Source organism: Pedobacter sp. Leaf194 (assembly GCF_001423945.1).
GTDB lineage: Bacteria > Bacteroidota > Bacteroidia > Sphingobacteriales > Sphingobacteriaceae > Pedobacter.
In genome coordinates this window covers 57,138-71,500 of record NZ_LMPU01000015.1, presented here as the reverse complement: position 1 = coordinate 71,500, position 14,363 = coordinate 57,138, and the positions used below count along the sequence as shown (strand labels likewise).

Here is a 14,363-nt window from a genome sequence, read left to right as displayed (position 1 = left end):
GTTTTAGTTTACAAGGTTATTGATAATGGGAACCAAATCTTTTTCTTATGCTTATTTTGAGCCATTGATGGCTCAGTTTGCTGCCGTAATTTTCGTTTAATTGATTTGGGTTTTGATAACGAAAAATGACCGCTGAAAAACTTAATAAATCAATAAGTGTTAAAATTCCCTTACTTTTGCAGTAAATAATAATTCCTTTTGACAACCGAAATTTTTGCCATTACGCCGCCATTTACGCAACTGAATACACCGTATCCGGCTACCGCGTATATAAAAGGTTTTTTGAATACTAAAGAAATTTCGTCAACACAGGCCGATTTAGGGATTGAGGTGATTCTGGAATTGTTTTCCAAAAGAGGCTTAAACGATTTATTCGCGGTAGACCATCAGCACCCAATCAGCGATAATGCTAAAAGAATTCTGGCATTAAAAGATGAATACCTGAAAACCATTGATGCGGTAATTGCATTTTTGCAAGGCAAGAATCCAACATTGGCGCTGCAGATTTGTGGAGATGATTTTCTGCCACAGGCCGCCCGGTTTTCTCAACTGGAAGAATTAGATTGGGCTTTCGGTGCAATGGGAACTCAAGATAAAGCTAAACATCTGGCAACGCTTTATCTTGAAGACATTTCTGATTATATTGTAGAATGTATTGACGAAAACTTTGGTTTTAGCCGATACGCTGAACGCCTCGGCAGAAGCGCTAACGCTTTCGATGAGTTATATGCTGCCTTGCAAAAAGAGCCGACTTATATTGACAAGATTCTGATTTCGGTTCTAGCCGAAAAAATAAAGCTACTCCAACCCACGTTATTTTTGATCTCAGTACCTTTTCCCGGCAACTTATACAGTGCCTTTCGTTGTGCGCAATGGGTAAAAGCCAATTTCCCCGAAATTAAAATCTTGATGGGTGGTGGCTTCCCGAACACCGAGTTGCGCTCACTTTCTGATAAACGGGTTTTCGAATTTTTCGATTTTATTACTTTGGATGATGGTGAACTGCCAATTGAACTCCTGATAAACAACGTTAGGGGCAATCTGCCGCCTGAGATGCAGATGTATAAACGCACGTTCTTGTTGGAAAATGATCAGGTTGTTTACAAAAACGACTCGTTCAGAAAAGATTACAGACAGGCAGATGTTGGAACACCCGATTACAGTGGTTTACTGTTGGATAAATACATTTCAGTAATTGAAATTGTGAATCCAATGCATAGAATGTGGAGCGATGGGCGGTGGAATAAACTCACTATGGCACATGGATGCTATTGGGGAAAATGTACTTTTTGCGATATATCTCTAGACTATATTAAGGTTTACGAGCCCGTTCAAGCCAGCCAAATTGTCGGTCGAATAGAGGATTTGTATAGCAAAACCGGTCAAAATGGTTTTCACTTTGTAGATGAAGCCGCACCGCCAGCGTTAATGCGTGAGGTTGCCCTGGAAATTATTCGCAGAAAATTAGCGGTAACCTGGTGGACGAATATTCGTTTCGAAAAAAGCTTTACTGCAGATTTATGTTTGCTTTTAAAAGCATCGGGCTGTATCGCAGTTTCTGGTGGATTAGAAGTTGCATCTGATAGATTACTGCAGTTAATCGATAAAGGCGTTACCGTTGAGCAGGTAGCTAAAGTAACCCGCAATTTTACAGCCGCCGGCATTATGGTGCATGCTTATTTAATGTACGGTTATCCTACCCAAACCGTGCAGGAAACCGTAGATAGCCTGGAAATGGTTCGGCAATTGTTTGAAGCCGGTGTTTTACAGTCTGGGTTTTGGCATCAGTTTGCCATGACGGCTCATAGTCCGGTGGGTATGTACCCGGAAAGGTTCGGCGTTGTTAAAGAAACTGAAGCTGTAGGCACTTTTGCCAATAACGACATCAATTATATCGATAAAACCGGCATCGACCACAATAAATTTAGTTACGGGTTGAAGAAATCTCTTTTCAATTTTATGCATGGTGTATGTTTCGATTACGAACTGCAGGATTGGTTTGATTTCAAGATTCCTAGAACCAGAATCGCTGGCGATTTTATTGAAAAGGCTTTGAACGATGTAGCTCATTTTAATACAAAGCCGACAGCAAAAGTAGTTTGGATAGGAGGAAAGCCATCGGCCGAATACTTTACAAAGGCTAAAAAAGGCAATACCTGGGAAATCGCTTCGCTAACTTTTCATGATAAGCGGGAAACGTTTACAATTCAAACCAATAAAAAAGAGGGCGAATGGTTGATTTCCATTTTGAACAAAATTCATATTTCGAACCAAGGCGTTTTTACTTTTGCTGAGGTTAAAGCAGATTTTGAAAGTGAAATGGAGAATTTCGAATTGTTTTGGTATTCAAAACCAATTAATACTTTGAGGGAATTTGGTTTATTGGTGCTGTAATCAGTGTTCTGCATAATTAACGAACATATCATTTAGGGAATTTAAGAAACACATAGTCCAAAACTAGGTTACCTTAAATTCCCTGTTTAAAATCTCACTTAATCGCAATGCGGAACTGTAAAAGTCCAGGTTTCTGATTCGCCATTTGGCACGATGAAACCATTTCCCCTGGCATTTTCGAACCACAATTTTCCACGCAGTTTTTCTCTCGTCCCAACTTCGTTCATTGTAGCACTGTCGTACAAACGCCCATTAATCATCACATATTTAATCTTTTCAGAGTTTCTGATATCATCCAAAGGATTGGCATCCATGATAACTAAATCCGCTAGTTTTCCAACTTCTATCGAACCGATTTCTTTCTCCATCCCTAAGTAATGCGCACCGTTTAAGGTCGCGTTTCTGATGGCTTGCAAAGGAGAGAAACCACCCTGAACAAACATCCAGAGTTCCCAATGCGCACCTAAACCTTGAATTTGACCATGGGCACCGAGATTTACTTTTGTACCGCCATCAGCAATCTGTTTGGTCGCTTTCGCAATATCAATATGGTTGTAATCGCTATATTCAGAGGTTGTTCTTCGCCTTGCTCTCGCATCTATTATTGAACGCGGCGTATAGGTCATTAATTTTTCATTCTCCCAAACGTTGGTTCTGTCATACCAGTAATTTTCGCCCCATTGGCCACCGTATGCAACAATTAATGTTGGCGTGTAACCAACAGCGGTATTGTTCCACAGCGTTGTAACATCTTTATATACCGGCAAAACGGGGATGCTGTGCTCTATGCCTGTGTGCCCGTCGACCAGCATGTTCATATTATGAAAAAACGTTGACCCGCCCTCTGGTACAACTTCCATTTTTAACTGGCGGGCAGCTTCTAAAATTTGCTGGCGCTGCTCTCTTCGCGGTTGGTTATAAGATTTAACTGAAAACGCACCCACCGCTTTCAGGCGTTTAAGGTTTGCCAGCGCATCATCCAAACTATTTATCACCACCTTAAAATCGCCATCGGCACCATATAAAATTGATCCGGTAGAGTAAACCCTCGGGCCAACCATTCTTCCGGCTTTTAGCATTTCACTCTGGCTAAAAACCATTTCTGTATTGCTTGATGGATCGTGTGCGGTTGTAACCCCAAAAGCTAGATTGGCCATGTAACTCCAGTCGCTTTGGGGCGAAATACCATCCGGACTGGTGCGTAAATGCGCATGAACATCAATTATTCCCGGCATAATCGTTTTGCCGTTTACATCAATAACTTTGGCATTCGCCGGAATGCTAACAGCATCTGCTTTTCCAATTGCCGTAATTTTGTTGCCATCGGTCAGAATTGTTCCATTTTCAATCACTTCATCTCCCTTCATCGAAATAATTCTCGCACCCTTAAGGGCTACAATTCCCGTTGGGGCATCACCTTTCAAAGTTAAGTTGATATCGACAGAAGTTGCCTGTGTTTTAGGGGTAGAGCCGTCAAAATTGAAAGCGTTATTTACATCAATGGTGAAGTATTTTGGGCCCAAAGTCCAGTGTAAGTTTTTGCTATCAAAACTCCATTGCATATAAGTTCCGCCATCTGTAGTTACTTTTGCAACAGGAATTGCCTTGTTTCCAGCTGATGCATCTTGCGCTGTTCCAACATTTATCATTGGCGTAATGTAAACGTTGAAGAGTTCGTTAAAAGCAAGCCACTTATTATCAGGGCTAACTACAAACTGGTTCGCATATTGAGACGTGAAATGCGTCCGCTCATTTGCGCCATTCAAATCTATACTTTTTAATGCTTTCTTTCCATCGGCATAACCCTGGAAATAAATTCGGGTATCTGTATTGTTAAACGATGGCTTAATTCCGTTTTCAGATACGAGCGTTTTAGGACCGCCACCGGCAGGCATGATAAAAATACCTGTACCACGGCCATAATTGTAGCCTAGCACGTCGTTTCCGCTTCCTTTTCTAAAAACGATTTTATCGCCTTTGGTAGAATATTGCGGAGCATAATAAAAGCCCCTTTCATCACTCAAAGTAATGGTTTTGCCCGATTTTATGTCCGTACGTTTTATCGCTCCGCGAAGTTCATCGCTCCAGGTGGTGTAAATCACAAACTTCCCGTCAGGGCTAAAGTTTGGCTCAAATTCAAAATCCAAACCATTCGTTAATCTTTGTGGCGTTCCATTCGGCAAATCTTGTTTATAAAGAAAACCAGCCGCATTAAAAACAATTGTCTTTTCATCTGGCGATGTGGTTAATTGTCTTAACATTTTGGCAGAAAATTCGTTACTGAAAACGTTCTGTTCAAAATGTAACGCCTGCTGAACGGTTTGAACTGTATTTGCCTGAAATGGTATAACCGAATTTATTAAAGTGCTAATCTCCGTTTTTTTGATTTTTCCTTTCGCATAAAAAACCAGACTTTTGCTGTCGGGTGTCCATGCGAAGTTAGGGTAAACGCCAAAAATAGCCCATGTTTCTTGTTGGTCATGCGATAAATCCTCATTAACAGGCCACTCTTCTCCCGTTTTTATATTCTGAACATAAAGTGTCGATTTTAACCTTACACGCTTAACAAAGGCTATCAGGTTTCCATCTGGAGAAACCTGCGGACGACATGCGCCACCTTGCTCGTTTATTAAAGTTGTTAACTTCCCGGTTGTTAAGTCCAACTGGCGTATGGCATAAATGGTTCCATTTGGGTCTTTGCTGTACTCAAAATTTGGCCCCGGACTCACATCTTCGCTAAAGTAAAGATATCTTCCATCAGGCGATATATTTGGCTCTCCGGCATCTTGTTGGTCATTTTTTCGCTTCGTTAACTGAACGCCATCTCCACCGTTTATGTTATACATCCACATTTCGCCAGCGCCTAGCGAACGCCCGGCCGTAAAGTGCTTCCGGGCAACAATATATTCACTATTTGGCATCCAGGTAGCATTATTTAATAACCTAAAGGTTTCTTTGGTAACCTGTTTTTTGCCAGATCCGTCGCGATTCATTATCCAAATGTTATCGCCACCGCTTTTATCGCTGGTATAAGAAATGTATTTTCCATTAGGGCTAAATCTTGGCTGAACATCGTAAGCAATGCCGCCGCTTATTATTTTTGCCTGGCCGCCCGATATGGGCATGGTATAAATATCACCCAATAAATCAAACACGATTTCTTGTCCGTCAGGACTTACATCAAGATTCATCCAGGTGCCTTCATCCGTATTTAAAGTGAAGTTTTTAGTCGTTCCCTGAAATTTTTCAACATCCCATTTCTTATCCTGGGCGTTTGAAGTTAAAAATATAGTAAAAAGCGCAACGAGAAAGTAGAGTTGTTTCATCAATTTTTTGATTAATTATAGCGCAATTTAGCAATATCAACAGCTTTTTTATAGTTTTGGTACCGCCGATTTATGACAGCAATAGAGATTTTACAAAAACATTGGGGACACCAGGCTTTCAGGCCCTTGCAACAGGATATTATTGCGTCGGTTTTAGCGGGCAAGGATAGTTTGGCATTGTTGCCAACAGGTGGTGGCAAATCAATTTGTTTTCAGGTTCCTGCTTTAGTAAAGGAGGGCATTTGCATCGTCGTTTCGCCATTAATCGCACTGATGAAGGATCAGGTCGAAAACTTAAAATCAAAAGGAATAGAAGCCATCGCGATTTATGCCGGGATGGGGAAACGGGAAATCGACATCTTATTGGATAACTGTATCTATGGAAAAATTAAATTCCTGTACCTTTCGCCAGAACGCTTACTATCTGACCTCGTTCGGGTGAGAATTTCGTATATGAACGTTAATCTGATAGCGGTAGACGAGGCCCATTGCATTTCCCAGTGGGGCTACGATTTTCGGCCGCCATATCAACAAATTTCAAAACTGCGGGAAATTCTTCCTAACGTACCTGTTCTTGCCTTAACCGCCACAGCGACGGAATTTGTGCGGAAAGACATCGTCGAAAAACTTGAAATGAAAAATCCAGAAGTTTTCGTTAAAAGTTTCGCCAGGGATAACTTAAGCTATGTTGTTTCCGGTCAGGAGGATAAATATAAAAAGCTAATTCAGATTTGCAGAAACGTAAAAGGGACTGGCCTGGTTTATGTTCGCAACCGTAGGGAAACTGCAGAGGTTTCCAATTTTATAAACCGTAATCAAATCAAAGCAGATTTTTACCATGCCGGCCTTGAACGCGAGGTTCGGTTCCAAAAGCAAGAAGATTGGAAGCTAAATAAAACACGAATTATGGTGGCTACAAATGCCTTTGGTATGGGCATTGACAAAGCCGATGTACGCTTTGTAGTGCATTTGGATTTACCAGAAAGTCTGGAAGCCTATTATCAGGAGGCCGGAAGGGCCGGGCGTGATGAAAACAGAAGCTATGCAGTGCTACTCGCCAATAAATCGGATGTTTTAAGCCTGGAAGCCAGGTATGTCAACAGCTTCCCATCAGCAGATGAAATTAGAAAGGTATATCATTATCTGGGTAATTATTTTCAACTGGCATTTGGAGCAGGCGAGGGGCTTACCTTTACTTTTGATATTGCCGACTTTTGCAAGCGGTTTAATATCAGTGTTTTGAAAACAATATCGGCACTAAAGTTTTTGGAACACGATGGCTATATAACGCTTTCTGAAAGTGTTTTCTTGCCATCGAGATTGATGTTCACTGTGAGTCATGAAGATGTTTACAGGTTCCAGATTGAAAACAAAGCTTATGATGGCGTGATTAAAACAATTCTTCGTTCGCATGGCGGCGCATTCGACGGGTTTGTCAAAATAGATGAAGCAGATTTAGCTAAAAAATTAGGCATCTCTTTTAAAGATGTGGTTGCAATTCTTAACAAACTCCAGTCTATTGAATTGCTCACATACGTTCAGCAAACCGACCAGCCGCAACTGCAATACGTTCGCTCCAGAGTTGATATGGAACATTTTGATTTAGATGTAAAATATTTAGGTTTAAGGAAAGAAATCCTGCTTAAACAGGTTAACGCTGTGGTGGCCTACACTATATCGAACAAATGCCGTAGTACACAGCTGCTCAATTATTTCGATGAAAACACTGCCGCTAAATGTGGCGTATGTGATGTTTGTCTTGCCGAAAAAAGAGCCGAAAATGAATTGCAAATGAACGATGAAATCGAATTTGAAGTTATTTCCTTATTACAACAACAGCCTTTAAACCTTGATGATTTGGTAACTACAATAAGAATCGGTTCTGAAAACGATCGTATTGATTCAATCCGCGAATTATTAGATGCCGGCAAGATTAAAACCGACGGGAAGAAATATTATATTTAGCCTTTATTTAGCTGTCCAGGATTTTTACTGCTAAAAGCTAAACAGTAGATCAATTCAATAATTATACCGTTAAAAAAAATCAATTCTTAATTTACCAGTTTGCTGCTTAACAGTTTAAAACACCAAACCATCTTAATCGCTATTGAACCAAATGATAGAAAAAAACAATAAAAAAACCATCCGTTCCTGGGCTTTCTTCGATTGGGCAAATTCTGCCTATAATTTAGTAATTACCTCAACCATTTTTCCCGTTTATTATGTAGCGATAACTACCACAAAGGCACATGGCGATGAGGTGACGTTTTTTGGCAAGACATTTATAAACACCGTTCTATCTAATTATGCACTGGCATTTGCTTACCTGATAATGGTTGTTTTATTGCCTATTCTATCTTCTTATGCCGATGCAAAAGGCAAAAAGAAGTTGTTCATGAAATTGTTTACGTACGTGGGCTCCTTTGCCTGCATGGCTTTATTCTTTTTCAAGCTTGAAACTTTAGAAGCGGGAATTATTTGTTTTGTCCTCGCTGCCATGGGCTATGTTGGAGGGGTGATGTTTAATAATGCATATCTTCCCATTATTGCATCAACAGACAATCAGGATAAAGTAAGTGCGCAAGGTTTTTCTTATGGCTACGTAGGTAGTGTCATCTTACAACTAATTTGCTTTGTGTTTGTGCTAAAACCGGCAATCTTTGGAATCACGGACCCCTCGTTGCCTGCTCAGATTTCTTTTCTGCTGGTCGGCATCTGGTGGTTCCTTTTCGCTCAAATTCCATTTAAAGCCTTGCCTAAAGATGTGCCAAATGCCGCGTCTGAAGGGCAAAGTATCATTAAAAGCAGCTTCGGAGAATTTGCCAAGGTTTGGAATCAGTTAAAACAAATGAAGTTCTTAAAAACGTACCTGATTGCCTTCTTTTTCTATTCCATGGGCGTGCAAACCATTATGCTGGCTGCTGCAGGCTTCGGTGCCAAGGTGTTGAAATTAGAGTCGGGAAGTTTGATTGCAGTTATCCTAATCATACAGCTGGTGGCAATTTTAGGCGCCTGGTTAATGTCGCTTCTGGCCAAAAAACTGGGTAATATCAACGTTTTAATAATCGTTGTACTCGTTTGGATAGCATGTTGCATTTATGGGTATTCGATAACAAATGCATACCAGTTTTATGCATTAGCAGCTGTTGTAGGCCTAATTATGGGCGGTATACAGTCCTTATCACGTTCAACTTATTCGAAACATATTCCGGAAAATACTAATGATACGGCATCATTCTTTAGTTTTTACGATGCTACAGAAAAACTGGCAATCGTAATTGGCTTATTTAGCTTTGCTTTTATCGAAGGGCTTACGCACAATATGCGACAATCAATTATTGCTTTGGCATCATTTTTTATAGTTGGTCTGGTATTTTTAGTGGTCTTGAAAAAAACAGAGCGCAAAGAAACCCGAAAATTGTAAGTTTGTAGCCTAAAGAATATTTGTTGATGAAAGTAGAATTGTTTGTTCCCTGTTTTGTAGACCAGATATACCCCGAAACCGCGTTTAATACTTTGAGGTTGCTTGAAAAATCAGGATGTAAAGTTGATTATAACTCTAAACAAACATGTTGCGGACAGCCAGCCTACAATGCCGGCTATTGGGACGAGGCGAAAGAAGTGGGTACCAAATTCCTGAACGATTTCACCGAAAATACCTATGTAGTTGCACCATCCGCCTCGTGTGTGGGCATGGTAAAAGGTGGTTTTAACGATTTGTTTACCAATACAATCGTACATAATAAATGCAGGAATCTGCAATCCAACATCTGGGAATTGTCTGATTTTTTGGTAAACGTTGCCAAGAAAGATTATTTCGGAGCCGAGCTGGAGGGCAAAGCGGTATACCACGATTCTTGTAGTGCACTCCGAGAATGCAAAATTAAAGATGAACCCCGTCTGCTTCTATCTAAGGTGCATGGTTTGGAAATGCTCGAAATGGAAGATACGGATATGTGTTGCGGCTTTGGCGGCACATTTGCGGTAAAGTTCGACGCGATTTCATCCGCAATGGCCGAGCAAAAAGTTAACCATGCGATTGGCCAGCAGGCAGATTATATAATTTCTACAGATTTATCATGCCTTTTACATCTTCAGGGCTATATCGATAAAAACAACCTTCCAATAAAAACCATGCACATTGCAGATGTTTTATGTAATGGCTGGTTGGAAAGCACTGAATACTAACAATAATTTTACCGCTGATTTAGAAGTATTTAACACTTTTTAACAGCTTTGATGTTAAATGTAAATACCTTGGTTAAACCTTTCTTAAGGTTTCGCATCTAAACAATAATACCATCTTGGTTTATCATCATAATTTAAATAAACCATGGCGGCTTCATCAACAATAAAAACCAAATTATCAACAGAATGAAAAAATTAGTTTTCGCTTTATTAGGGGTTTTATCTATCGCATCTGTAGCAAATGCGCAAAAGAAAACCACGGGAGCCATACAATTCGAAACCACAATCGATCCTGCCGCAATGATGGCTGCAAGTGGTGTAAAAATTCCAGAGCAAATGGCAGCTAGAATGCCATCGAGCAGTAAATCCAACTTTGAGTTGCTTTTTAATGCTACAAATGCCAGCTATATGCCCGTTGAGGAAACAGAAGACAGTAACGGTGCAGGTGGCGGCGGCGGTGGCATGGGCCGTATGATGAGGGGTTTCGGTGGTGCCGGTGGCAACAGAGAATATTATTACTCCTTCGTGGATAAGAAATTGGTAGAGGTTTTTGATTTAAGTGACACAACTTATGTAATGCAAAGTGGCTTAAAACTTAATCCGACTAGTGGTTTAGGCTTTGGCGGCGGTATGGGAAGAAATCAAAATCCAAATGATACCACAAAGGCGAAACCGGTAGTGCAACCTAAAATTGAAGTGGTGAAAACTGATGCTACAAAGCAAATCTGTGGCCTTACCTGCCATGAAGCGATTGTAAAATCGACCAAAAAGATGAAAATTTTGGATATGGACAGAGATGTAACAGAAGAAACCCACATTTGGTACACAACAGATTTAGGTTTCGATTTTTCGCCAAATCCAAACATGTGGACTGAAGGCGCTGTTTTGGCAATTGAAGGACGTGGAAATAACACCATAGCGAAAAGTATAGAATATAGAGGGGTAAGCGCAAAAGATGTTACCGCTCCAAAAAAAGCAACGCCAATTACTGAAGCTGAATATAGAGCAAAAATGGAAAACATGATGAAACGTTTCAGAGGTAATGGCAACGGCAGACCCGGTGGCGCAGGTGGTGTAGTCGTTAGGGGCTTCGGCGGATAGTTAGTATTAGATATTTTTAAAGCCTGTTCATTCTTTTTGAGCAGGCTTTTTTTTTAAATGGAGTTTTGGTAACACAAAATTTCTAACAAATCGACTTAAAACAGTGCCGTTCGACTAAATTTATCTATCATTGAAGCGAAAATTATAAAAAGTATCGGCTGAATTAATGAACAAAGTAGAAGTTTTAAAAACCAAAGCACATTTCGAAATTTTGGATGGTTTACGGGGTTTGGCTGCCATTGTGGTGGTATTTTATCATTTTATGGAGATAGCGATAACCGACTATAGCAAAAACTTTATTGCGCATGGGTATTTGGCCGTAGATTTTTTCTTCTGTTTATCGGGCTTCGTAATTGCATACGCTTATGATAACAGAGCCGAAAAGCTAGGTGTTTTTTCTTTCATCAAATTAAGACTTATACGGTTACATCCGCTGGTTATAATTGGTTCGATTCTGGGTTTACTAACATTCCTTTTCGATCCTTTTAGTAATTTCTACCCAGTTTATGGCTTTACAAAAACGGCGTTGCTGTTTTTTGCCTCTGCTTTTTTAATTCCTTATCCGGTTATGGCAGAGCGCTACTTCAACCTGTTCAACCTTAATGCACCCGCCTGGTCACTTTTTTGGGAATACATTGCCAATATTTTCTACATACTCATTCTGTTTAAGTTAAACAGGAAGCTGTTGCAAGCCATAACTTTAATTGCCGCTGTTGTAATTTGTTTCGTGGCATTTAAATCCACTAATTTGATGGGCGGCTGGGGAGGACCGAGCTTCTGGGATGGTGGCGCAAGGGTGCTCTATTCTTTTCTCGCAGGTATGCTCGTTTACCGGTCGAACTGGATAATCAAAAATCGTTTAGGTTTTCTGGGCATTTCTGCTTTATTGCTCGTTGCCTTCCTGGTTCCATTTAATGAGAAATACAATTGGCTTTCTGAACCACTAATTGTGCTTGTATACTTTCCTGTACTGGTTGCTCTGGGTGCTGGCGCAAAACTAGAGGCCCGTTTCGAAAAAATTTGTAAACTATCAGGGGAGCTATCTTATCCTCTTTACATGACACACTATCCATTTATCTGGATATTCCTAACTTATGTGGCCGTAGTTAAACCAGATATGTCTTTGCTAAAAGTAATTATCCCGATTTCAGTGTGCTTACTAATTGCCTTTGCCTATTTCATAATGCTTTATTTAGATAAACCAGTGCGCAAATATTTACGGCAAAAATTTTTAGATAAAGGATGAACCAAGATTCCGGAAGCTGCCTATTGCTACCAAAATGGTTATTGAAACTTGCTTTTAAGCATGAAAAAGCGCATCTTTGCAGAAAATAAAATCACTTTGTATGTGATTTAGAAATAACCTTTTTTTTAAACCGTTCTGAAACTTTAAAATAGCGACGAACAAAATCATAGTTGTAGATGATTAATATTACTTTACCTGACGGCTCCGTTCGTCAGTACGAAAAGGGCACCTCGGCCCATCAAATCGCCTTATCAATTTCCGAAGGCTTAGCAAGAAATGTTTTAGCAGCCGAAGTTAACGGCCAGGTTTGGGATTCAACACGCCCAATAGAAGCTGATTCAACAGTAAAATTGTTAACCTGGAATGATGCAGAAGGCAAATCTACTTTTTGGCATTCATCGGCGCATTTAATGGCCGAAGCCCTGGAAGCACTTTATCCGGGAACAAAATTTGGCATCGGACCAGCAATTGAAACCGGCTTTTATTATGACGTAGATTTTGGCGACAAAGAATTTTCGTCGGATGATTTCAAGGCGATTGAAACCAAAATGATCGAATTAGCTAAGCAAAAAGAAACTTTCACACGCGAAAGTGTAAGCAAAGCTGATGCGATAAAATATTTTACCGAAAAGGGAGATGAGTATAAACTCGACCTGATTGATGGCTTGGAAGATGGAAAGATCACTTTTTATACTCAGGGAGCTTTCACCGATTTATGCCGTGGTCCGCATATTCCGAATACAGGCTTTGTAAAAGCAGTAAAACTGATGAATGTTGCCGGCGCTTACTGGCGTGGAGACGAAACTAAAAAGCAGTTAACACGTATATATGGCGTAACTTTTCCGAAGGCTAGCGGACTTACTGAATACCTTGCTATGATTGAGGAAGCAAAAAAACGCGACCATAGAAAATTAGGCAAGGAACTTGAATTATTTATGTTTTCGGAAAAAGTTGGTGCCGGGTTACCAATGTGGTTACCGAAAGGGACTGCTTTGCGTGAGCGTCTGGTAAACTTTTTAACCAGGGCACAATCTAAATCCGGGTACGAACAGGTGGTTACCCCTCACATCGGAAACAAAAATTTGTACGTTACTTCAGGTCACTGGGATAAGTATGGTAAAGATTCGTTTCAGCCGATAAAAACGCCGCAAGAAGGAGAGGAGTTCTTTCTAAAACCGATGAACTGCCCGCACCACTGTGAAATGTATAAATTCAAACCCCGCTCTTATAAAGATTTGCCGGTTCGTTTTGCAGAGTTTGGTACTGTTTATCGTTACGAGCAAAGTGGCGAATTACATGGGTTAACCCGTGTGCGTGGCTTTACGCAAGATGATGCACACTTATTCTGTATGCCGGAGCAAGTGAAAGATGAATTTAAAAAAGTTATTGATTTAGTACTTTATGTGTTTAAATCTTTAGGTTTTGAAAACTATACTGCGCAAATTTCGTTAAGAGATCCGGATAATAAGTCGAAATACATTGGGTCTGATGAAAACTGGAGACTGGCAGAAAGCGCAATCGTTGAAGCGGCTGCAGAGAAAGGCTTAAATACCATCGTGGAATATGGCGAGGCCGCTTTTTATGGCCCCAAGTTAGATTTTATGGTAAAAGATGCCCTTGGCAGAAAATGGCAATTAGGTACCATCCAGGTAGATTACAATTTACCCGAGCGGTTTGAGCTGGAATACACCGGTAGCGATAACCTAAAACACAGGCCAGTAATGATTCACCGTGCGCCGTTTGGCTCGCTTGAAAGATTTGTTGCTGTTTTGATAGAACATTGTGCAGGAAACTTCCCGCTATGGTTAAGTCCGGAGCAATTTATAATTCTTCCTATTTCAGAAAAATATGAAGATTATGCAAAAAAAGTTTTAGATGAGCTAAATAATTCCGATATTCGCGGGCTGATTGACTTTCGTGATGAGAAAATCGGGCGAAAAATCCGTGATGCGGAGGTTAAAAAAATCCCATATATGCTCATCATTGGTGAGAAAGAGATGGCTGAAGGTAAAATTTCAATCAGAAAACACGGTGAGGGAGATTTGGGAGAAATGACGTTGGAAGAATTCAGCGGCTTATTACTAAAAGAAATAACAGTTTAAATAAAA

Annotated in this window: 8 protein-coding genes; 7 read left to right on the top strand and 1 reads right to left on the bottom strand. The window is 40.3% G+C overall.

Going from position 1 to position 14,363, the window contains the following annotated elements:
• Positions 1-198: 198 nt before the first annotated feature.
• Positions 199-2,394 (top strand): radical SAM protein, encoded by a 2,196-nt coding sequence (locus ASG14_RS19785; RefSeq protein ID WP_056872816.1) that lies wholly within the window; start codon positions 199-201, stop codon positions 2,392-2,394.
• A gap of 98 nt (positions 2,395-2,492) precedes the next feature.
• On the opposite strand, the gene ASG14_RS19780 is transcribed toward ASG14_RS19785, so the two are convergent.
• The gene (locus ASG14_RS19780) at positions 2,493-5,720 is read right to left on the bottom strand and encodes an amidohydrolase family protein (RefSeq protein ID WP_056872815.1); all 3,228 of its coding nucleotides are present in this window, start codon (positions 5,718-5,720) and stop codon (positions 2,493-2,495) included.
• A gap of 72 nt (positions 5,721-5,792) precedes the next feature.
• Between ASG14_RS19780 and ASG14_RS19775 the strand changes: the two genes are divergently transcribed.
• From ASG14_RS19775 to thrS, 6 genes are all read left to right on the top strand, one after another.
• Positions 5,793-7,685, top strand: a complete 1,893-nt coding sequence (locus tag ASG14_RS19775; protein ID WP_056872814.1) for an ATP-dependent DNA helicase RecQ — start codon at positions 5,793-5,795, stop codon at positions 7,683-7,685.
• A 151-nt stretch (positions 7,686-7,836) separates the two neighbouring features.
• Positions 7,837-9,144 (top strand): MFS transporter, encoded by a 1,308-nt coding sequence (locus tag ASG14_RS19770; RefSeq protein ID WP_056872813.1) that lies wholly within the window; start codon positions 7,837-7,839, stop codon positions 9,142-9,144.
• Between the two features lie 26 nt (positions 9,145-9,170).
• Positions 9,171-9,908: a (Fe-S)-binding protein gene (locus ASG14_RS19765; protein WP_056872812.1), complete on the top strand. Its 738-nt coding sequence runs from the start codon at positions 9,171-9,173 to the stop codon at positions 9,906-9,908.
• A 186-nt stretch (positions 9,909-10,094) separates the two neighbouring features.
• On the top strand, positions 10,095-11,009 hold the full coding sequence (locus ASG14_RS19760) for a hypothetical protein (protein WP_056872811.1): 915 nt from the start codon (positions 10,095-10,097) through the stop codon (positions 11,007-11,009).
• A gap of 166 nt (positions 11,010-11,175) precedes the next feature.
• Positions 11,176-12,255, top strand: a complete 1,080-nt coding sequence (locus tag ASG14_RS19755; RefSeq protein ID WP_056872810.1) for an acyltransferase — start codon at positions 11,176-11,178, stop codon at positions 12,253-12,255.
• A 176-nt stretch (positions 12,256-12,431) separates the two neighbouring features.
• A complete protein-coding gene (gene thrS, locus ASG14_RS19750; protein ID WP_056872809.1) occupies positions 12,432-14,357 on the top strand; it encodes a threonine--tRNA ligase in 1,926 nt (641 codons plus the stop codon).
• Positions 14,358-14,363: the final 6 nt, after the last annotated feature.